This is a genomic window from Pseudomonas sp. B6001 (genome assembly GCF_013386015.1).
Taxonomy (GTDB): Bacteria; Pseudomonadota; Gammaproteobacteria; order Pseudomonadales; family Pseudomonadaceae; genus Aquipseudomonas.
In genome coordinates this window covers 14755-34943 of the sequence record NZ_JACAOX010000030.1, presented here as the reverse complement: position 1 = coordinate 34943, position 20189 = coordinate 14755, and the positions used below count along the sequence as shown (strand labels likewise).

Here is a 20189-nt window from a genome sequence, read left to right as displayed (position 1 = left end):
AATACCTATGGGGTGGAACACTGCAAGAGCGAACAAGCTCGCTCCTGCAGGGGCTTAGCGTCTAGAAGGTTTGTGCAGCTTCATCCAAATAATCCGGCGGCAATATTGATCGAGAACCCCAGTATCGCCGTGTTGAACAGAAACCCGATCAACGATTGCCCCAGCACCACCTTGCGCATGGTACGCGTGGCAACCCCGACATCCGCCGTTTGCACCGCCACGCCGATGGTGAACGAGAAGTACAGGAAGTCCCAGTAATTGGGCGTGCGTAAATCCTCGGCAAAGCGCAGTGCCGGCTCGGGGCCGTCCCAGGTGTAATACAGGCGCGCATAGTGCACGCTGAAAATCACCCCGATCAGCAGCCATGAGCCAACCACCGTCAGGCCGGTAAAACCGTAGTGCAACAGGCGCTGGCTATCGCTCAGGTCTTTGGTGCCCACCAGGTTCAGGGTGATGGTCGCCAGGCTGGCAATCGCCGCAATGCACACCATGAACAACACCAGGCCGGCGTTCTCGTCCTCGATCTCGGCGATGCGTTTTACGTCGTCGGCCCGGGAATGGCTGGTGAGCCACAGCATCAGCACCAGGTAGGTCCAGACCCCGGCGTTCCAGCCGATGAGGATTTTGCTGATGATCGTGTCGGCGGGAGCCAGGAGCCCCACCGCCAGGCCCAGGACGGCGGCGGAGGACAGGCGAGGGTGGGTGCGTGCGAGGAAGGGCATGGCGCTCACAAATCAGGGATGTGTAAGCACCATAGCGCATTTATTACGTGTGGCGCTTGCGCACCAGCTTCATGACCACGACGAAGAACACCGGCACAAACACCACCGCCAGCGTCGCGGTAATCATGCCGCCGATCACCCCGGTACCGATGGCCTGCTGGCTGGCCGAGCTGGCGCCCGTGGCAATCGCCAACGGCACCACGCCGAGGATGAACGCCAGGGACGTCATGATGATCGGCCGCAGGCGCAGGCGTGCGGCTTTCAACGTGGCGTCGATCAGGTCTTCACCCTGGTCATACAGGTCCTTGGCAAACTCGATGATCAGGATCGCGTTCTTCGCCGACAGCCCAATGATCGTAATCAGGCCGACCTTGAAGAACACATCGTTGGGCATCCCGCGCAAGCTTACGGCCAATACCGCGCCGAGCACGCCGAGGGGCACCACCAGCAGCACCGAGGTCGGAATCGACCAGCTCTCATACAGCGCCGCCAGGCACAGGAACACGATCAGCAGCGACAAACCGAGCAGCAGCGGTGCCTGGGAGCCGGACAAGCGTTCCTGCAACGACAGGCCAGTCCATTCCTGGCCCAGGCCGGCGGGCAGTTGGCTGACCAGGCGCTGGATTTCCTCCATCGCCTCGCCGGTACTGTGGCCCGGTGCCGATTCACCGGAAATCGCGATGGCCGGGTAGCCGTTGTAGCGGGTCAACTGGGCGGGGCCCTGAATCCAGCGCGCCTCGACGAAGGCCGACAGCGGCACCATCTTCCCGGCATTGTTGCGCACATGGATCTTCATCAGGTCGGCCACCTGGCTGCGCTGATCACCTTCGGCCTGCACCACCACCCGCTGCATGCGGCCCTGGTTGGGGAAGTCGTTGATATAGGCCGAACCGATGGCCGAGGACAGCACATTGCCGATATCGGCAAAGGAAATGCCCAGGGCATTGGCTTGCTTGCGGTCAACTTCCAGCTGTACCTGAGGTGCCTCGGCCAGGGCGCTTTCACGCACGTTGGCCAGGATCGGGCTTTTCTCGGCGGCGGCCAGCAGTTCGGTGCGGGCCTCCATCAACGCGGCATGGCCGACGCCACCACGGTCCTGCAGGCGGAACTCGAAACCACTGGAGGTGCCAAGGCCATCCACCGGCGGTGGCAGGATTGCATAGGCAATCGCGTCCTTCAGCTCACTGAAAGCCGCGTTGGCACGGTCCGCAATGGCCGAGGCGGAATCCTTGCTGCTGCGTTCCGACCAGTCCTTGAGCGTGGTAAACGCCAGCGCGGCGTTCTGCCCCGAACCGGAGAAGCTGAAACCCATGATCATCGTGGTATCGCCCACGCCTGGCTCGCCGGCGTTGTGTGCCTCGATCTGCTCGGCGACCTGCACCGTGCGGTTTTTGCTGGCACCCGGCGGCAGCTGGATATCGGTGATGGTGTAGCCTTGGTCTTCCACCGGCAGGAAGGACGAGGGCAGGCGGGCGAACAGCACCCCAAGCCCCACCACCAGCACCAGATAGATCAACAGGTAACGCCCGCTGCGCTTGAGGGCGTAGGCCACCCAGCCTTCATAGCGGTCGGTGAACTGCTCGAAGCGCCGGTTGAACCAGCCGAAGAACCCGCCTTTCTCATGGTGCTCGCCCTTGGCAATCGGCTTGAGCAAGGTCGCGCACAGGGCCGGGGTCAAGGTCAGGGCGAGGAATGCCGAGAACAGGATCGAGGTGGCCATCGACAACGAGAATTGCTGATAGATCACGCCCACCGAACCCGGCATGAACGCCATCGGCAGGAACACCGCCACCAGCACCAGGGTGATACCGACAATCGCCCCGGTAATCTGGCCCATGGCCTTGCGCGTGGCCTCCTTGGGCGACAGGCCCTCGGTAACCATGATCCGCTCGACGTTCTCCACCACCACAATCGCATCGTCCACCAAAATGCCGATGGCCAGCACCATGCCGAACATGGTCAGCACGTTGATCGAGAAGCCCAGCAACAGCATCGTCGCAAAGGTACCCATCAAGGCGATCGGCACCACCAGCGTCGGGATCAGCGTGTAGCGGATGTTCTGCAGGAACAGGAACATTACCGCAAACACCAGCAACATCGCTTCGCCCAGGGTGTACACCACCTTGGTGATCGAGACCTTCACGAACGGCGAGGTGTCGTACGGAATTTTGTATTCGACGTTGGCCGGGAAGTAGCGCGCCAGTTCGTCCATCTTCGCCCGCACCAGGGTTGCGGTGCTCAAGGCGTTGGCGCCCGGTGACAGCTGCACGCTGACGGCGGTGGACGGCTTGCCGTTCAGGCGGGTGGAGAACTGGTATTCCTGGCTGCCGATTTCCACCCGCGCCACGTCACCGACGCGCACGGTGGAACCGTCCGGGTTGGCCTTGAGCACGATGTCGGCAAATTCGGCCGGGGTCGACAGTTGGCCTTTCACCAGGATCGATGCGGTGATCTCCTGGGTCTTGGTGCCTGGCAAATCGCCGATGCTGCCGGCCGACACCTGGGCGTTCTGCGCCGCAATCGCCGCGTTGACGTCGGCCGGGGTCAGGTTGAAGCCGATCAGCTTCTGCGGGTCGATCCAGATGCGCATTGCGCGTTCGGCGCCGTATAGCTGGGCCTTGCCCACACCGTCGAGGCGCTTGAGTTCGTTCATCACGTTGCGCGCCAGGTAATCGCTGAGCGCCACGTCATCGAGCTTGCCATCACTGGAGGTCAGGGTCACCAGCAGCAGGAAGCCGGCGGAGACTTTCTCCACCTGCAAGCCTTGCTGCGTCACGGCTTGGGGCAGGCGCGGCTCCACCGCCTTGAGACGGTTTTGCACGTCAACCTGGGCCATCTCCGGGTCGGTGCCCGGCTGAAAGGTGGCGGTGATGGTGGCCGAACCGAGGCTGCTCTGGGATTCGAAATACAGCAGGTGATCGGCGCCGTTAAGCTCCTGCTCGATCAGGCTGACCACGCTTTCGTCCAGGGTTTGCGCGGAGGCACCCGGGTACACCGCATAGATCTCGACTTTTGGCGGCGCGACGTTGGGGTACTGCGCCACCGGCAACTGCGGGATGGCGAGGGCGCCGGCCAGCAGGATAAACAGGGCGACCACCCAGGCGAAGATCGGGCGGTCAATAAAGAACTGCGGCATGTTTAACGATCCTTATTGGCCGGATGCCTGGGCGATGGGCGCGGGGCTGTCGTCGACCTGGACTTTCTCGCCAGGGCGGGCGTGTTGCAGGCCTTCGACGACGATACGGTCACCGGCCTTCAGGCCGCGGGTCACCACCCAGCGGTCATTGACCACCGAACCCAGTTCTACCGGCTGCTGGCTCACGGTTTGCTCGGCGTCCAGCAGCAACACCATCGGGATCCCGGCGCTGTCGCGGGTGATCGCCCGTTGCGGCACGCTGATCCCTTGCTGGTCGACGGCTTGCTCCAGGCGCACGCGGATAAAGCTGCCGGGCAGCAGGTCGAGGTCCGGGTTGGGGAACTCGCTGCGCAAGATGATCTGCCCGGTGCCCGGGTCGACGCTGATCTCGGCGAACAGCAACTTGCCCGGCAGCGGGTACAGGCTGCCGTCATCCTGGATCAGCGTGGCCTTGGCCTGGTCCTGGCCGACTTGCTTCAAGTGCCCGGCGCGAAAGGCCCGGCGCAGGTCGTTCAGCTCGCGGGTGGATTGGGTCAGGTCGGCGTGGATCGGGTCCAGTTGCTGGATCAGCGCCATCGGTGTGGCTTCGTTCTGGCCCACCAGCGCACCTTCGGTCACCAGCGCACGGCCAATCCGACCGGAAATCGGCGCAGTCACGGTGGCATAACCCAGGTTCAATTTGGCGCGCTGCACGGCGGCCTGGTTGGCGGCCACATCGGCGGCGGTTTGCCGGGCGGCGGCGCGGGCGTTGTCGTATTCCTGGCCGCTGATGGCGTTGCCTTCCACCAGTTGGCTGTAGCGCTGCTCTTGCAGGCGCGCCTGGAATGCATTGGCCTCGGCCTTGCGCAGGCTGGCCTGGGCGCTGTCGAGGTCGGCCTTGAACGGCGCCGGGTCAATCCGGAACAGCACATCGCCCTGTTTGACGTCATGGCCTTCCTTGAACACCCGTTGCAACACCACGCCGGCCACCCGGGCGCGCACTTCGGCGATGCGTGGCGCGGCAATCCGTCCGCTCAACTCGCTGGTGATGGAGAGGGGCTTGGCTTCCAGGGTTTCGATCCGCACCTTGGCCAGCGGCGCCTGGGCGGCGTCGTCCGCCGACTTGCCACACGCGCTCAACGCCAGTGTCAGGGCCAACAGGCAAAACGGCGCAAACAGATTCTTCGACATGCTCATATCCCAATATTGACTGGCGCATCCTACGGGCGCCCCCGCCACAGTGCTGTGAAGCTCTGTAGGTGGTGTGTGAAGAAATGTAAGGTGCGACCCACAGATGCACGCGGGCGTATATCCTTCATAACCGCCGAACCTTACACGATCTTCCTGACACCGAAGATCAAATGTGGGAGCGGGCTTGCTCGCGAAAGCGGTGTTTCAGTCAACGCATACGGCGGCTGACACACCGCCTTCGCGAGCAAGCCCGCTCCCACATTGGATTTGCGTACTACTCAGAAATTGTATTATTTGGAAATACCATGCCCAACATTCTTCTGGTGGAAGACGACGCCGCGCTCTCCGAATTGATCGCCAGTTACCTGGAACGCAACGGCTATCACGTCAGTGTGCTCAGCCGTGGCGACCACGTGCGTGAGCGTGCGCGGCTCAACCCACCGGACCTGGTGATTCTCGACCTGATGCTGCCGGGCCTCGACGGCCTGCAGGTCTGCCGGTTGCTGCGGGCCGACTCGGCCACGCTGCCGATCCTGATGCTGACCGCCCGCGACGACAGCCACGACCAGGTGTTGGGCCTGGAAATGGGCGCCGACGACTACGTCACCAAACCCTGCGAGCCGCGGGTATTGCTGGCGCGGGTGCGAACCTTGCTGCGCCGCAGCAGCCTCACCGAACCCCAGGTGGCCAACGACCAGATCCTGATGGGCAACCTGTGCATCGACCTGTCGGAACGCACCGTGACCTGGCGCGGCCAGCCGGTTGAGCTGTCCAGCGGTGAATACAACCTGCTGGTGGTGCTGGCCCGGCACGCCGGCGAAGTGCTCAGCCGCGACCAGATCCTGCAACGCCTGCGCGGCATCGAGTTCAACGGCACCGACCGTTCGGTGGACGTGGCGATTTCCAAGCTGCGGCGCAAGTTCGACGACCACGCGGGCGAGGCGCGCAAGATCAAGACGGTGTGGGGCAAGGGCTACCTGTTCAGCCGTTCCGAGTGGGAATGCTGAGCCATGTTTCGCGTCCTGATTCGGCTGTACCTGATCACCATCGTCACCTTCGCCGCCGCGATTTACCTGGTGCCCCGGGCGGTGATCCAGCTGTTTGAACACCGTTACATGAACTACAACATCGAGCAGTCCCGAGGCATGCAGAGCCTGATCGTCAAGGAGTATCGACGGGTGCCGATGGAGCAGTGGGCCAATGTCACCGTGCGCCTGTCGGCGGATTTCGCGCCGCTGAAGGTGCAACTGCTGCGTATCCAGGACGCCAGCTACACCCCTGAAGAACAGCGCCTGCTGGAAAAAGACCAGATGGTGATTCGCCTGGGCGAGTGGGGCTGGGCGGACGACGTCAGCTCGGCCCTGGACGACCAGTTGGTGGTCAAGGTCTCGGTACCGCCGGACCCGCTGGACATGAACCTGCTGTACTGGAGCATGAACGTGCTGATCGGCGCGGCGCTGCTGGCATGCCTGCTGTTCTGGCTGCGGCCCCACTGGCGCGACCTGGAGCGCCTGAAAAGCACCGCCGCGCAACTCGGCCAGGGCAACCTTGCGGCCCGCACAAAAATCCCGCCCAGCTCCAACATCGGCAGCCTGGCGGCGGTGTTCGACACCATGGCCAACGACATCGAACAGCTGCTCAACCAGCAACGCGACTTGCTCAATGCCGTCTCCCATGAACTGCGTACGCCGCTGACGCGCCTGGACTTCGGCCTGGCCCTGGCGCTGTCCGACGACCTCCCGGCGGCCAGCCGTGAGCGGCTGCAAGGGTTGGTGGCGCACATTCGCGAGCTGGATGAGCTGGTGCTGGAGCTGCTCTCCTACAGCCGTTTGCAAAACCCGGCGCAAACACCCGAGCGGGTGGAAGTGGTGCTGGATGAGTTCATCGACAGCATCCTGGGCAGCGTCGACGACGAACTGGAAAACCCCGATATCGTGATGGACGTGGTGCTGGACTGCGCCGTGGAACGCTTCACCCTGGACCCGCGCCTGACCGCCCGGGCCCTGCAAAACCTGCTGCGCAACGCCATGCGGTATTGCGAGCGGCGAATTCAGGTGGGGGTGAAGGTGTGTCCCAGGGGGTGCGAGATTTGCGTGGATGATGACGGCATTGGCATTCCGGTTGACCAGCGGGAGCGGATTTTCGAGCCGTTCTACCGGCTGGATCGCAGCCGGGATCGAGCCACTGGCGGTTTTGGCCTGGGATTGGCCATCAGCCGGCGGGCGCTGGAGGCGCAGGGCGGAACATTGACGGCCCAGGCTTCGCCATTGGGTGGTGCACGCTTCCGGCTCTGGCTGCCGAGTTAAAGAACACCACAAAACCATTGTGGGAGCTGGCTTGCCTGCGATGGCGGTGGGTCAGCTTGCATCTTTGCTAACTGATACACCGCCATCGCAGGCAAGCCAGCTCCCACATTTGATCTTCATTGTTCTTCAGTCCCGAATTTGGCGTTTGCACAGCCTTACCACCTCACGCGGTGCCTTGTTATAGTTCGGCCCCTATTCCAGCCGCCAGTCAAGGATCACTGCCATGTCCGAATACCAAGCCTTTGTCGTCGAACTCAGCGGCAACGTCGCCCATGTGCAGCTCAATCGCCCGGAAAAGATCAACGCGATGAACGCGGCGTTCTGGACCGAGATCATCGACATCTTCCAATGGGTCGAAGACACTGACGCGGTGCGTGCCGTAGTCATCAGCGGCGCCGGCAAGCACTTCTCCTCCGGCATCGACCTGATGCTGCTGGCCTCGGTGGCCAATGACTTCGGCAAGGACGTGGGCCGCAACGCGCGCCTGCTGCGGCGCAAGATCCTCGAACTGCAAGCCTCCTTCAACGCCGTCGACAACTGCCGCAAGCCGGTACTCGCGGCGATCCATGGCTACTGCATCGGCGGCGCCATCGACCTGATCAGCGCCTGTGACATGCGCTACGCCGCCGAAGATGCGCAATTCTCCATCAAGGAAATCGACATCGGCATGGCCGCCGACGTCGGCACCCTGCAACGCCTGCCGCGCATCGTCGGCGACGGCATGCTGCGCGAGCTGGCCTACACCGGCCGCCAGTTCGGCGCCGAAGAGGCCCGCAGCATCGGCCTGGTGAATCGGGTGTACAGCGATCACCAGAGCCTGCTGGCCGGCGTGCTGGAAATCGCCCGGGAAATCGCCGCCAAATCGCCGATCGCGGTCACCGGCACCAAGGCGATGATCAGCTACATGCGTGACCACACGATCAATGACGGTTTGGAATACGTTGCCACCTGGAACTCAGCTATGTTGCAATCCAACGACCTGCGCGTGGCCATCGCGGCCCATATGAGCAAGCAGAAACCCGACTTCGTGGATTGACTGAACATGACCCCAGGCTGGATTACCACAACGCTGCTGGACAACGACGCCCCGGGCGGCTGGGCCGTGGCCCGCAGCCGTGAAGGCTTTTTACACGACCAGAACGGCCCGCTGTTTCCCCGGGAATGGCTCAAGCGCCAGGACCTCTCGGTGTTCGCCGAGCATGGCATCGGCCACCTGGACGGCGAGCCGGTGTACCTGCTGGAACTCAACAGCCCCGCCGACGTGCCGGGCTGCGGCTGGCAGGGCCTGCGGGCATTCATGCTGCAGGGCGATCACACGCTGTACAAAGTCCTGGGCTACGCCGCGCAAATCGGCACCTGGGCCCGGGAGCATCGTTTTTGCGGCAGTTGCGGCCAGGCGATGGTGCAGGTGCCACGGGAGCGGGCGATGTTCTGCCAGGCCTGTGACCTGCGCAGCTACCCGCGGATCTCGCCGAGCATGATCGTGTTGGTGACCCGTGGCGACGAGATCCTGCTGGCCCGTTCGCCGCGCTTTGTCACGGGTGTCTACAGCACCCTGGCGGGGTTTGCCGAGCCGGGCGAGTCGGCCGAGGACTGCCTGATTCGCGAGGTGCGTGAAGAAGTGCAGGTGGAGGTCAAGAACATCCAGTACATGGGCAGCCAGTGCTGGCCGTTCCCGCACTCGATGATGCTGGGCTTTCACGCCGAGTACGCCGGCGGCGACATTGTGCCCCAGGCTGACGAGATCGAAGACGCGCAGTGGTTCAACATCCATGAACTGCCGCCGTTGCCGGCGTCGCGCTCGATTGCGCGCTACCTGATCGACCTCTACCTGGCCCGTCGCCTAGGTCACGCTGAACCAGTGCTGCCAGGCTAGGCGCACCGTCAGGCCGAGCACCACGGTGATGAACACCGGGCGAATGAACTTGGCGCCGCCGCTGATGGCGCTGCGTGCGCCAAAAAAAGCGCCGCACATCACCGACACGCCCATGCACAGGCCGACAATCCAGTCTACCGAGCCATTGAAAATGAACACCGTCAGCGCCGCCGCGTTGCTGACGAAGTTCATGCTGCGCGCCACGCCGCTGGCCTTTACCAGGTCGATGGGGTGCAACAGCATGGTACTCACGGTCCAGAAGGCCCCGGTGCCCGGGCCGGCGACGCCGTCGTAGAAACCCAGGCCAAAGCCCTGGGTGGACTGCCATTTCTTCTTGATCGGTGCGTCGTTGTCCAACGCCGCCTTGGGCGTGCCGCCGAACAGCAAATACAAACCGCAGCCGAACACAATCACCGGGAGCATCTTGTTCAGGGTTTCTGCCGGCAGGTAATGGGCCACGACCGCGCCGGTGAGTGCACCGACCAGGGTGCCGACGATGGCATGCACCCACTGGCGCGGATGAAACAGCTTGCGCCGGTAGAAGGTAAAGCTGGCAGTGGCCGAGCCGAAGGTGGAACTGAGCTTGTTGGTGCCCAGCACCAGGTGGGGCGGCATGCCGGCGGTCAGCAGGGCGGGCGTGGTGAGCAGGCCGCCACCGCCGGCGATGGCGTCGATGAAACCGGCGATAAAGGCAACCACGGCGAGGATCGCCAGGGTGGTGAGGTCAACGCTGAGTTCGAAAGGCATGGGCAAGACTTAGTCGGCAGGGCGCAGCAAGGGCTGCGCGAAAGGCCGGTATCTTACCCATAACCCTGGGTCGAGGCGATCCAAATGTGGGAGCGGGCTTGCTCGCGAATGCGCAGTGTCAGTCACTGGATAGAGTGGCTGATCCACCGCATTCGCGAGCAAACCCGCTCCCACATTTCAACCTTGCCCGCTTGGCTATTTATGTGTTTCGACCCACTCCAGTGCGGTCCGCCAGATGCAGATCCCCAGGAAGTACGCCGACATCAGCAACCACAGGCCCAGGGTCAGGCGATTGGTGTACGGGAAGTCGATCACCAGCAGCAGGCTGCACAGCAACCAGATGGTGGTCACGGCAATATTGATCGGCATGAAGCGCTTGACCCGGAACGGGTGCAGGAACTTCATCGGCGTCACGGTCAGCAACGCCAGGCCGATCACGGTGAGCAAGGTGACCCAGGCTTCCGGCTGGATGATATAGACGCACAGCGCCACCACGTTCCATGCGGCGGGGAAGCCGACGAAGTAGTTGTCCTTGCTCTTCATGTTGACGTTGCAGAAGCAGAACAGCGACGACACCAGAATCACCGACACCGTAAACAACGGGGTGAAGTCCGGCAGGGCGATATAGCGATAGATAAACAGCGCCGGAATAAACACGTACGTCAGGTAATCAATCACCAGGTCCAATACCGAGCCATCGAAGCTTGGCAGCACTGTTTGCACATTCACCCGTCGCGCGAGAGAGCCGTCGACCCCATCGACGATCAAGGCCAGGCCCAGCCACAGCAGGCAAGCCTTGGGCTGGTTGTCGAGCAGTGCCAGGGTGGCCAGGAAGGCCAGCACCACGCCGGTGGCGGTAAAACCATGGGCGCCCCAGGCCTTGAGACGGGCTACATGCAGGGTCGATATCACAGGGGCGTTCTCCAAAAGGTGAAACAGGGCAGCCGACGGGGTAGCGCCGTCGAATCTGGCCAGAGTGTGCAGGTATCGACCGGGAAGGGTGGGATAAGGTTCACCACCCGGCGTAGGTTAAGCGTAGCAAGCGCAGGACGTTTCGGCATCAGCCTTGGCGAAACACCAGTGCCTTTAATCCGCTTTGCGGGTCGATATCGGGGAATTCCGGCGGGTTTTCCAGCCGCTGGTCAAAGCGCAGGCCAGGCGCTTCGCGGGTTACGCCGTCGATCAGGAAGTCTTCGCCGAACGCCGGGTCGTTCATGCACGCCAGCACCGTACCCTGGGCCGTGAGCAAATCCGGCAGGCGACGCAGCACCCGCTGGTAGTCTTTGGTCAAAAGGAAACTGCCTTTCTGGAACGAGGGCGGGTCGATGATCACCAGGTCGTACGGGCCGCTGTTGGTGACCTTGGCCCAGGACTTGAACAGGTCGTGGCCGAGGAACGTCACCTTGCTCAGGTCGTGGCCGTTCAGGCGGTGATTGTCACGACCACGGCTCAGGGCGCCTCGGGCCATGTCCAGGTTCACCACATGCTCGGCGCCGCCTTCGATGGCCGCCACGGAGAAACCACAGGTGTAGGCGAACAGGTTCAGCACCCGCAGGCCATGAGCCTGTTCGCGTACCCAGTTGCGGCCGTAACGCATGTCGAGGAACAGCCCACTGTTCTGCTTTTTGCCCAGGTCGATCAGGTAGCGCAGGCCGCCTTCGGTGATGGTCAGTTCGTCGACCACCTCGCCCAGCAGCCATTCGGTGGTGCTTTGCGGCAGGTAGCGGTGTTGCAGCGCCACGGTATGGGCGCCGAATGACCGCCAGTCGATCTGCACCAGCATCTGCTTCAAGGCCTCAAGCTCCGCGGCTTCAGGCTCCTTGAACAGCGAGACCAGCACCACGCCTTGCAGCCAGTCCACTGTCAGTTGCTCCAGGCCCGGCCAGCAGCGGCCACGCCCGTGAAACAGGCGCCGGGTCTCGGCGGGGACGGTTTGCAGTGCATTCAGCAAATGGGTGTGCAGGGTGGCGAGTGCGTCTGGGTTCATCGGGCAACGTCGGTCATTGAGCGGGCGGCATTTTAAACACAATTGCTGGGTGTTCGGGAGTTGAAGCACAACGTGCTTTGAATTTGCTGATTGGCAGTGATTTATGCTCAAAAATCCCTGAGAGGCGGCGCACAACAGTCAAAAAATCCCTTGGCACCGACATAAACTGGAAAAAAAGCCCGGAGGTGCCCATGAACGGTTTCGCGAGTGCAGTGAGTCAGACAGCGATGGACCAGGAAGAACTGGCCGAATGGCGCGATGCCCTGGCCTCCCTGGTGGCCAACGCCGGCGCGGCGCGCGCACGGGAGATCCTCGACATGCTGGCGGATGCCGGCGGCGCGCCGCACATCGCCTGGAAACCCCGGCATGGCACGCCCTATATCAATAGCATCGCCGTGGAGCAGCAACCGCCGTTTCCCGGCGACCTGGCCACCGAAGAACGCTTGGCCTCAGTGGTGCGCTGGAACGCCCTGGCCATGGTGGTGCGCGCCAACCAGGCCTATGGCGAACTGGGCGGGCATATCGCCAGCTACGCCAGCGCGGCGGATTTGTTCGAGGTAGGCTTCAACCACTTTTTCCGTGCCCGAAGCGACAGTTTTGGCGGCGACCTGGTGTTCTACCAGCCGCATTCCGCCCCCGGCATCTATGCTCGCGCCTTCCTTGAAGGGCGCCTGACCGAGGCCGACCTGGCCCACTATCGCCAGGAAATCGGTGCCGGCAAGGCGGGTGCCCGAGGTTTGTCCAGCTATCCCCATCCGTGGTTGATGCCGGACTTCTGGCAATTTCCCACCGGGTCCATGGGCATTGGCCCCATCAGCTCGATTTTCCAGGCGCGGTTCATGCGCTACCTGCAACACCGCGGCTTGCAGGACACCACCGACCGCCACGTATGGGGCGTATTCGGCGACGGCGAGATGGACGAACCGGAAAGCATGTCGGCCCTCACCCTGGCCGCCCGTGAAGGCCTGGACAACCTGACCTGGGTGGTGAACTGCAACCTGCAACGGCTCGACGGCCCGGTGCGTGGCAACGGGCGAATTATCGACGAGCTGGAGGCGTTGTTCGCCGGTGCCGGCTGGAACGTGATCAAGCTGGTCTGGGGCTCGGACTGGGACGCCTTGCTGGCCAAGGACACCGACGGCGAGCTGGCGCGCACCCTGTCGCAGACGGTGGACGGGCAATTCCAGACTTTCGCCGCCAAGGACGGCGCCTACAACCGCGAACATTTCTTCGGCCAGAGCGAGGCGCTGTCCAAACTGGTCGAGGGCCTGAGCGACGAGCAGATCGACCGCCTCAAGCGCGGCGGCCATGACATGGTCAAGATCCACGCCGCCTATCACGCCGCACGCCGGGTCACCGGCAAGCCCACGGTGATCCTGGCCCAGACCAAAAAGGGCTTTGGCATGGGCGAGGCCGGGCAGGGCAAGATGACCACCCACCAGCAGAAGAAGCTCGACCGCGAGGCCTTGATCGCCTTCCGCAATCGCTTCCAGTTGCCGCTGTCGGATGAACAGGCCGAATCCCTGAGCTTCTACAAGCCCGCTGAAGACAGCCTTGAAATGCGCTACTTGCACCAGCGCCGCGCCACCCTCGGCGGGTATGTGCCGAGCCGTGGCCAGCAGGCGCCCACCGTGACTGTCCCGCCGGTATCGGGCTACGGCGCGTTTGCCACCCAGGCGGAGGGCAAGGAAATGTCCACCACCATGGCCTTTGTGCGCATGCTCACCAATCTGCTCAAGGACAAGGCCCTCGGCCCGCGCATCGTGCCCATCGTCGCCGACGAAGCGCGCACCTTCGGCATGGCCAACCTGTTCAAGCAGATCGGCATCTATTCCAGCGTCGGCCAGCGCTACGAGCCCGAAGACATCGGCTCGATCCTCAGCTACCGCGAAGCCACCGACGGGCAGATCCTTGAAGAAGGCATCAGCGAAGCCAGCGCCATCAGTTCCTGGGTCGCGGCGGCCACCAGCTATTCGGTGCATGGCCTGCGGATGCTGCCGTTTTACATCTACTACTCGATGTTCGGTTTCCAGCGCGTGGGGGACCTCATCTGGGCCGCCGCCGACCAGCGTGCCCGAGGTTTCCTGCTGGGCGCCACTGCCGGGCGCACCACCCTGGGTGGCGAAGGCTTGCAGCACCAGGACGGCAGCAGCCACCTGATGGCCGCCACCGTGCCCAATTGCCGTGCCTACGACCCGGCGTTTGCCGGCGAGTTTGCGGTGATCCTCGACCATGGCATGCGCCAGATGCTGGAGCACGATGTGGACGAGTTCTACTACGTGACCCTGATGAACGAAAACTACCCGCAGCCGAGCCTGCCGGAAGGCGTCGAAGCGGCGATCATCAAAGGCATGTACCGGCTGAGCGGGCAGCCTGGCGGCAAGGTCCGGTTGCTCGGCTCCGGCACGCTGGTGCGCGAAGCCCAGGCAGCGGCGCAATTGTTGGCGGAGGATTGGCAGGTTGACGCTGAAGTGTTCAGTGTCACCAGCTTCAGCGAACTGGCCCGGGACGCCCGTGACGTGGAACGCTGGAACCGCCTGCATCCGCAACAGCCGGCGCGGCGCAGCCACCTGGCGGAGTGTTTGCCCAAGGGCGCGCCGGTGGTGGCGGTATCTGACTATGTAAGGGCGGTGCCGCAGATGATTGGGTCATACGTGGATTCGGCTTACACCGTGCTGGGGACGGATGGCTTTGGTCGCAGCGATACCCGGGCGGCGTTGCGGGATTTCTTCGAGGTGGACCGCCATCACATCGTGCTGGCGGCGCTGACGGCATTGGTGGAGCAGGGGAGTCTGGACAAGCAGGTTTGCCAGCAGGCGATAGAGCGTTATGGGGTGCAGACCGATCGCGAGCCGTCCTGGACCTCCTGAGCGACAAAGATCTAAATGTGGGAGCGGGCTTGCTCGCGAATGCGGTGTGTCAGTCAATATATCCGGCAACTGATACACCGCTTTCGCGAGCAAGCCCGCTCCCACACTGGTTCTGTGTGGTTGTCTAAATACTGGCTATCAACGGCGCCCCAAACGATTCCCGCAGAAACCCCGGCGCGATATACCGCTCGTAATGCGCCTCGGACAACAGGAAAAACTCCCGGTCAATCGCATCCCGCAAATCTGCCAGATTGCGCTCGCGAAACTCCGGCAACAGCGCCAACCCATACGCATCCAGCTTCGAAATCACCCGCGCGCCCCGGGCAATCAACTGGTACGCCCAGCAATACGGCGACTGGTGGGGCACAAAGCGGATCTTGCGATCTTCCAGTTGCTGGCGCAGGCGCTGCGGGTCCAGTACCTGCAGCTTGCTGGTCATCACCTGCACCAGCAGTTGTTCCAGGCGCAGCCACACCGCCTGTTTCTCCTCGGCGTTGTAGCCGTTCCACTGAATCACCTCATGGTGATAGCGCTTGCAGCCCCGGCATACCAGGTCTCCGTAAACGGTGGAGCACAGGCCGACGCAGGGTGTCTTGATGGTTTGATTGGGCATAAAAAAACATCGACAGGTGAAACAACACGGCCCCCGAAGGGGCCGCTTTAAATCAATCCCAGCTCAGCGCGCCGCCAGTCTGGTACTCGATCACACGGGTCTCGAAGAAGTTCTTCTCTTTCTTCAAGTCCATGATTTCGCTCATCCAAGGGAACGGGTTAGTCGTCCCTGGATACTCTTCCTTCAACCCAATCTGCGACAGACGACGGTTAGCGATGAACTTGAGGTAATCCTCCATCATCGCCGCATTCATCCCCAGCACCCCACGCGGCATGGTGTCACGCGCATATTCAATCTCCAGCTGAGTCCCTTGCAGGATCATCTGGGTTGCTTCTTCCTTCATCTCGGCATCCCACAAGTGCGGGTTTTCGATTTTGATCTGGTTGATCACATCGATGCCGAAGTTCAGGTGCATCGACTCATCCCGCAGGATGTACTGGAACTGTTCCGCCACGCCGGTCATTTTGTTGCGACGGCCCATGGACAGGATCTGGGTGAAGCCGCAGTAGAAGAAGATGCCTTCCAGGACGCAGTAGTAGGCCACCAGGTTGCGCAGCAGCTCTTTGTCAGTCTCAACGGTACCGGTTTCGAACTTCGGATCGGAGATCGAACGGGTGTACTTCAAGCCCCAAGCCGCTTTCTTCGCGACCGATGGAATCTCGTGGTACATGTTGAAGATCTCGCCTTCATCCATGGCCAGCGATTCGATGCAGTACTGGTAGGCGTGGGTGTGGATCGCTTCTTCGAAGGCCTGGCGCAGGATGTACTGGCGGCACTCCGGGTTGGTGATCAGGCGGTACACGGCCAGTACCAGGTTGTTCGCGACCAACGAATCCGCAGTGGAGAAGAAGCCGAGGTTGCGCATCACGATGCGACGCTCGTCGTCGGTCAGGCCTTCCGGGTTTTTCCACAGGGCGATGTCGGCGGTCATGTTGACCTCTTGCGGCATCCAGTGGTTGGCGCAGCCGTCGAGGTACTTCTGCCAGGCCCAGTCGTACTTGAAAGGTACGAGTTGGTTGAGGTCGGCGCGGCAGTTGATCATGCGCTTTTCGTCAACGGCGACGCGGGCGGCGGAGCCTTCGAGTTCGGCGAGACCTTCGGCGACGTCAAGCTTGTCGAGGGCGGCCTTGGCCCGGATGATCGCGGCGGAGTCGCTGGCGGTCACGTTGCGGGCTTCAAGGGCGGCGGCAGCGCCGGCACCGTCGAGGCGGTCCATGTTGGCTTCGGTGGCGTGGCCGGCGTTGGCGCCCCGGATGACTACGTCACCGGTGTCTGGTTGATCTGCTTCATCCCAACTCAGCATTGAATTGCTCCTTCGTGGTCCGTCTGACGGCGTGGGCTTCGATTCACCCAGCGTGTTCAAAAATGTGCGTTTTGCAGGCTTCAAGGCATTGAAATACTGCGCATAGTGTGGTCGGTGTTCAGCGTTCTTGCACACTATGTAGTGGTTGTCTGTGTTTGTGGGCACACTATATGGGGTGTAACAACGTTGGTCAACGCACAAGACCAGGCCGATGGTCGCAGGGCCATGACTAAAACTCACAGCCCCATGACTTTTAATGGTTACGGCCGCTACCCGGGCCAGTGCTAAAAATTCGCCAACCAGCTCCCCATAACAAAAAAGAGCGTTTGCGAAATGAAAGCACTTGATCTGTACATCGGCGAAGGCTTCGAAGGCCCAGGCGTCAATGCTGCCCACATCAACATCCTCATCGGCCCGCGCAACGGTCCGGCCGGCCAGGCGTTTGCCAACAGTTTGGCGTCGCCAAGCCAGGGCCATTGCCCGTTCATGGTGATTGCCCAGCCGAACATCCCGGTCAAACCCATGACCCTCTACGTCAACAAGGCCGCCATCGGCAGCGACCTGCACGGCAATGCCACTTGGGGCGCGTCCCAGGCCGGGATCGCCAAGGCGGTGCTCGAAGCCCTGCTCGACGGCACCCTGCCGCCGGAAGCCGAGGACGAGTGGGCGATTGTCACCGCCAACTGGGTCAACCCGGCCTGCGACGACCTGGATGCGGTCTACCTGAACAACTACAACGCCTGCCGCACCGCGATCCGCGCCGCCCTCACAGGCTTGCCGCACACCGCGCAACTGGCGGATGTGGTCAACCACATCAGCAACCCTTTCTACACGCCAAAAGCCTGAGGACATTCCCATGCAATACATCCGTTTGGGCAACTCCGGCCTGCAAGTCTCGCGCCTGTGCCTGGGCACCATGAACATGGGCACCCCGGACTGGAAGCCGTGGATTTTCGACGAGAAACAAAGCGAACCCATCGTTGCCCATGCCCTGGCCAACGGCGTCAACTTCATCGACCTGGCGGACTTCTACTCCGCAGGTGTCGGCGAAGAAGTGGTCGGGCGCATCCTCAAGCGCGTTGCGCGCCGTGAAGACATCGTGGTCACCACCAAGGTCGGCTACGGCACCCGCAGCGGCATCAATGCCAGCGGCCATTCGCGCAAGCACATCATGGACAGCATCGACGCGTCCCTGAGCCGCCTTGGCATGGATTACGTCGACGTGTTCATGCTGCATTACTTCGACGTGAACACCCCGGTGGAAGAAACCATGGGCGCCCTCAACGACATCGTGCGTTCCGGCAAGGCGCGCTACATCGGCGTGTCGACCATGCTCACCGGGCAACTGGCAAAAATCCTCATGGCCTGCGAGCGCAATGGCTGGGTCAAGCCGATCAACATGCAGCTGCAACTGAACTGCGCCTACCGCGAGGAAGAGCGCGAGATGATCCCGTTCTGCCGCGACCAGGGCCTGGGCGTGTCGGTGTTCAGCCCGCTGGCCCGTGGCTTGCTCACCGGCGAAGTGCAGTCGACCCGCAACCAGACCGACTTCTTCACCCAGCAGATGTACAGCGACCAGGCGTCGTTCGACATCGCCCACTCGGTGCAACGTGTGGCCCGTGCCCGTGGCGTGTCCAACGCACAGATTGCCCAGGCCTGGGTGGCCAATCATCCGGGTGTGGACGTGATGCTGGTGGGCGCCGACACCACCGCACAATTTGATAGCGCGCTTGCAGCCCTCGACACCCAACTGGATGCCGAAGAACTGCACGAGCTGGAACGCAACTACACGCCGTGCGATGTGATCAACGACTACACCGCCGGCAAACGCATCTTGCGCAGCGCCCGTCCGGGCCTGGACCGTTTTAACCTGATAGAGGCCGTGGCATGAACCCGCTGATTCGCACAGGCAATTTCATTGATGGCCAATGGTCCAGCGGTGGGCCGGTCTACCCGGTGCGCAACCCGGCCAATGGTGCGCAGATCGCCGAAGTCCAACGCGCCGGTGCTGAAGAAACCAACCTGGCCATTGCCGCCGCCAACCGCGCGTTGCCGGCCTGGCGCAAGCTCACCGCCAAGGAGCGCAGCCAGCGCCTCAAGCGCTGGAGCGAGTTGATGCTGAGCAACCAGAAGGACCTGGCCCACCTGCTCAGCCTGGAACAGGGCAAACCTCTGGCCGAAGCCATGGGCGAAGTGGTCTACGCCGCGAGCTTCCTCGAATGGTTTGCCGAAGAAGCCAAGCGTGCCTATGGCGACGTGATCCCGAGCCACAAGGCCGACGCGCGGATCATCGTGACCAAGGAAGCCATTGGCGTGGTCGCGGCGATCACCCCGTGGAACTTTCCCCTGGCCATGGTCACCCGCAAGGTCGGCCCGGCGCTGGCGGCGGGGTGCACGATGATTCTCAAACCGTCGGAAGAAACCCCGCTGTCGGCCTTTGCCCTGGCGGTGTTGGCAGAACAGGCCGGGATTCCGGCGGGCGTGTTCAACATCGTGTCCGGCGATGCCGTGGCCATCGGTGGCGCACTGCAAGCCTCCAGCATTGTGCGCAAGCTGTCCTTCACCGGCTCCACCCGCACCGGCAAGCTGCTGATGCGCCAGGCCGCCGACACCCTGAAAAAGGTCTCCCTGGAACTGGGCGGCAACGCACCCTTTATCGTGTTTGACGATGCCGACCTGGACGCTGCCGTCAAAGGCGCCATGGCTTCCAAGTTTCGCAATACCGGGCAGACCTGCGTCTGCGTCAACCGCTTCTTTATCCAGGACGGTGTGTACGATGCGTTCACCCGCAAGCTGGCCGAAGCGGTCTCTGCGATGCGCGTCGGCAGCGCCCTCGAGGGCGAAACCGAACAAGGCCCGCTGATCAATGCGGCCGCGTTGGCCAAGGTTGAAGCCCACGTCGGCGACGCCCTCGAGAAAGGCGCCAAGCTGCTGTGCGGCGGCCGTCGCCATGCCTTGGGCGGGACGTTCTTCGAACCGACCATCCTCACCGAAGCCCACGGCGAGATGCTGATTGCCCAGGAAGAAACCTTCGGCCCGGTGGCGGCCTGCTTCCGCTTCAAGGACGAAGCCGAAGTGCTGCAACAGGCGAATGACACGCCGTTTGGCTTGTCCGCCTACTTCTACAGCCGCGACATCGGCCGCGTATGGCGCATGGCCGAAGGCCTGGAAGCGGGCATGGTCGGGATCAACGAAGGGATCATCTCCACCGAAGTCGCACCGTTTGGCGGGATCAAGGAGTCGGGCCTGGGCCGTGAAGGTTCCAGGTACGGCCTGGAGGATTACCTGGAGATCAAATACCTGTTGATGGGCGGTCTCTGACCCCACTCTCCCAAACAACACCGATCCAATGTGGGAGCGGGCTTGCTCGCGAAAGCGGTGGGCCTGCCACCACATGCATTGACTGACACACCGCCTTCGCGAGCAAGCCCGCTCCCACAGGGAAATGGGCTTGCCCGC

16 protein-coding genes are annotated in these 20189 nt (G+C 62.5%); 8 read left to right on the top strand and 8 right to left on the bottom strand.

Translation table 11 applies throughout. The annotated features are described in order from the left end of the window. Nucleotides 1-80 precede the first annotated feature (80 nt). From HX821_RS26735 to HX821_RS26725, 3 genes are read right to left on the bottom strand one after another with little or no spacing between them, the layout of a single operon-like run. Complete coding sequence (locus HX821_RS26735) at nucleotides 81-722, bottom strand: DUF1345 domain-containing protein (protein ID WP_003214055.1); 642 nt, start codon at nucleotides 720-722, stop codon at nucleotides 81-83. 43 nt (nucleotides 723-765) lie between these two features. Further along, on the bottom strand, nucleotides 766-3858 hold the full coding sequence (locus HX821_RS26730) for an efflux RND transporter permease subunit (RefSeq protein ID WP_177036887.1): 3093 nt from the start codon (nucleotides 3856-3858) through the stop codon (nucleotides 766-768). Nucleotides 3859-3870: 12 nt separating this feature from the next. Beyond that, complete coding sequence (locus tag HX821_RS26725; RefSeq protein WP_177036885.1) at nucleotides 3871-5028, bottom strand: efflux RND transporter periplasmic adaptor subunit; 1158 nt, start codon at nucleotides 5026-5028, stop codon at nucleotides 3871-3873. A 305-nt stretch (nucleotides 5029-5333) separates the two neighbouring features. Between HX821_RS26725 and HX821_RS26720 the strand changes: the two genes are divergently transcribed. The 4 genes from HX821_RS26720 (at nucleotide 5334) to nudC (ending at nucleotide 9210) form a co-directional block, all read left to right on the top strand. Next, on the top strand, nucleotides 5334-6035 hold the full coding sequence (locus tag HX821_RS26720) for a response regulator transcription factor (protein WP_008430287.1): 702 nt from the start codon (nucleotides 5334-5336) through the stop codon (nucleotides 6033-6035). A 3-nt stretch (nucleotides 6036-6038) separates the two neighbouring features. Beyond that, nucleotides 6039-7334, top strand: a complete 1296-nt coding sequence (locus tag HX821_RS26715; protein WP_003214046.1) for an ATP-binding protein — start codon at nucleotides 6039-6041, stop codon at nucleotides 7332-7334. Between the two features lie 223 nt (nucleotides 7335-7557). After that, the gene (locus tag HX821_RS26710) at nucleotides 7558-8370 is read left to right on the top strand and encodes a crotonase/enoyl-CoA hydratase family protein (protein WP_177036883.1); all 813 of its coding nucleotides are present in this window, start codon (nucleotides 7558-7560) and stop codon (nucleotides 8368-8370) included. Nucleotides 8371-8376: 6 nt separating this feature from the next. Then, nucleotides 8377-9210 carry an NAD(+) diphosphatase gene (gene nudC / locus HX821_RS26705; RefSeq protein ID WP_008430294.1) on the top strand — a complete coding sequence of 278 codons (834 nt, stop codon included), beginning with the start codon at nucleotides 8377-8379 and terminating at the stop codon, nucleotides 9208-9210. Here the strand turns inward: nudC and HX821_RS26700 are convergent. From HX821_RS26700 to HX821_RS26690, 3 genes are all read right to left on the bottom strand, one after another. Continuing rightward, nucleotides 9178-9957, bottom strand: a complete 780-nt coding sequence (locus HX821_RS26700; protein ID WP_003208505.1) for a TSUP family transporter — start codon at nucleotides 9955-9957, stop codon at nucleotides 9178-9180. The two genes, nudC and HX821_RS26700, sit on opposite strands and share 33 nt — an antisense overlap. Before the next feature lie 195 nt (nucleotides 9958-10152). After that, complete coding sequence (pcsA, locus tag HX821_RS26695) at nucleotides 10153-10869, bottom strand: phosphatidylcholine synthase (RefSeq protein WP_003208507.1); 717 nt, start codon at nucleotides 10867-10869, stop codon at nucleotides 10153-10155. 148 nt (nucleotides 10870-11017) lie between these two features. Further along, nucleotides 11018-11944 carry a class I SAM-dependent methyltransferase gene (locus HX821_RS26690; protein WP_102369233.1) on the bottom strand — a complete coding sequence of 309 codons (927 nt, stop codon included), beginning with the start codon at nucleotides 11942-11944 and terminating at the stop codon, nucleotides 11018-11020. A 191-nt stretch (nucleotides 11945-12135) separates the two neighbouring features. On the opposite strand from HX821_RS26690, the gene mdeB reads away from it, so the two are divergent. Further along, nucleotides 12136-14814 (top strand): alpha-ketoglutarate dehydrogenase, encoded by a 2679-nt coding sequence (mdeB, locus tag HX821_RS26685; protein ID WP_177036881.1) that lies wholly within the window; start codon nucleotides 12136-12138, stop codon nucleotides 14812-14814. 124 nt (nucleotides 14815-14938) lie between these two features. Here the strand turns inward: mdeB and HX821_RS26680 are convergent, their stop codons facing one another. Together HX821_RS26680 and HX821_RS26675 are read right to left on the bottom strand one after the other, a co-directional pair. Further along, nucleotides 14939-15427 (bottom strand): DUF1289 domain-containing protein, encoded by a 489-nt coding sequence (locus HX821_RS26680; protein WP_003208512.1) that lies wholly within the window; start codon nucleotides 15425-15427, stop codon nucleotides 14939-14941. A gap of 52 nt (nucleotides 15428-15479) precedes the next feature. Beyond that, a complete protein-coding gene (locus HX821_RS26675; RefSeq protein WP_008432895.1) occupies nucleotides 15480-16730 on the bottom strand; it encodes a ribonucleotide-diphosphate reductase subunit beta in 1251 nt (416 codons plus the stop codon). A 333-nt stretch (nucleotides 16731-17063) separates the two neighbouring features. Between HX821_RS26675 and fae the strand changes: the two genes are divergently transcribed. The 3 genes from fae to HX821_RS26660 are packed head-to-tail and all read left to right on the top strand — an operon-like array spanning nucleotide 17064 to nucleotide 20051. Continuing rightward, nucleotides 17064-17576, top strand: coding sequence for a formaldehyde-activating enzyme (gene fae, locus HX821_RS26670; RefSeq protein ID WP_003212394.1), 513 nt, complete (start codon nucleotides 17064-17066; stop codon nucleotides 17574-17576). Nucleotides 17577-17586: 10 nt separating this feature from the next. Beyond that, complete coding sequence (locus HX821_RS26665) at nucleotides 17587-18621, top strand: aldo/keto reductase (RefSeq protein ID WP_102606526.1); 1035 nt, start codon at nucleotides 17587-17589, stop codon at nucleotides 18619-18621. Further along, complete coding sequence (locus tag HX821_RS26660) at nucleotides 18618-20051, top strand: NAD-dependent succinate-semialdehyde dehydrogenase (protein ID WP_177036879.1); 1434 nt, start codon at nucleotides 18618-18620, stop codon at nucleotides 20049-20051. Before HX821_RS26665 ends, HX821_RS26660 begins: the two co-directional genes overlap by 4 nt. The last annotated feature ends 138 nt before the right edge of the window (nucleotides 20052-20189 follow it).

Excerpts from the sequence above, each read along its gene's own strand:
- HX821_RS26710 (WP_177036883.1), top strand. The coding sequence starts at position 7,558 with ATGTCCGAATACCAAGCCTTTGTCGTCGAACTCAGCGGCAACGTCGCC.
- fae (WP_003212394.1), top strand. The coding sequence starts at position 17,064 with ATGAAAGCACTTGATCTGTACATCGGCGAAGGCTTCGAAGGCCCAGGC.
- HX821_RS26715 (WP_003214046.1), top strand. The coding sequence starts at position 6,039 with ATGTTTCGCGTCCTGATTCGGCTGTACCTGATCACCATCGTCACCTTC.
- HX821_RS26665 (WP_102606526.1), top strand. The coding sequence starts at position 17,587 with ATGCAATACATCCGTTTGGGCAACTCCGGCCTGCAAGTCTCGCGCCTG.
- HX821_RS26660 (WP_177036879.1), top strand. The coding sequence starts at position 18,618 with ATGAACCCGCTGATTCGCACAGGCAATTTCATTGATGGCCAATGGTCC.
- HX821_RS26725 (WP_177036885.1), bottom strand. The coding sequence starts at position 5,028 with ATGTCGAAGAATCTGTTTGCGCCGTTTTGCCTGTTGGCCCTGACACTG.
- nudC (WP_008430294.1), top strand. The coding sequence starts at position 8,377 with ATGACCCCAGGCTGGATTACCACAACGCTGCTGGACAACGACGCCCCG.
- HX821_RS26700 (WP_003208505.1), bottom strand. The coding sequence starts at position 9,957 with ATGCCTTTCGAACTCAGCGTTGACCTCACCACCCTGGCGATCCTCGCC.
- mdeB (WP_177036881.1), top strand. The coding sequence starts at position 12,136 with ATGAACGGTTTCGCGAGTGCAGTGAGTCAGACAGCGATGGACCAGGAA.
- HX821_RS26680 (WP_003208512.1), bottom strand. The coding sequence starts at position 15,427 with ATGCCCAATCAAACCATCAAGACACCCTGCGTCGGCCTGTGCTCCACC.
- HX821_RS26730 (WP_177036887.1), bottom strand. The coding sequence starts at position 3,858 with ATGCCGCAGTTCTTTATTGACCGCCCGATCTTCGCCTGGGTGGTCGCC.
- HX821_RS26675 (WP_008432895.1), bottom strand. The coding sequence starts at position 16,730 with ATGCTGAGTTGGGATGAAGCAGATCAACCAGACACCGGTGACGTAGTC.
- HX821_RS26735 (WP_003214055.1), bottom strand. The coding sequence starts at position 722 with ATGCCCTTCCTCGCACGCACCCACCCTCGCCTGTCCTCCGCCGCCGTC.
- HX821_RS26720 (WP_008430287.1), top strand. The coding sequence starts at position 5,334 with ATGCCCAACATTCTTCTGGTGGAAGACGACGCCGCGCTCTCCGAATTG.
- HX821_RS26690 (WP_102369233.1), bottom strand. The coding sequence starts at position 11,944 with ATGAACCCAGACGCACTCGCCACCCTGCACACCCATTTGCTGAATGCA.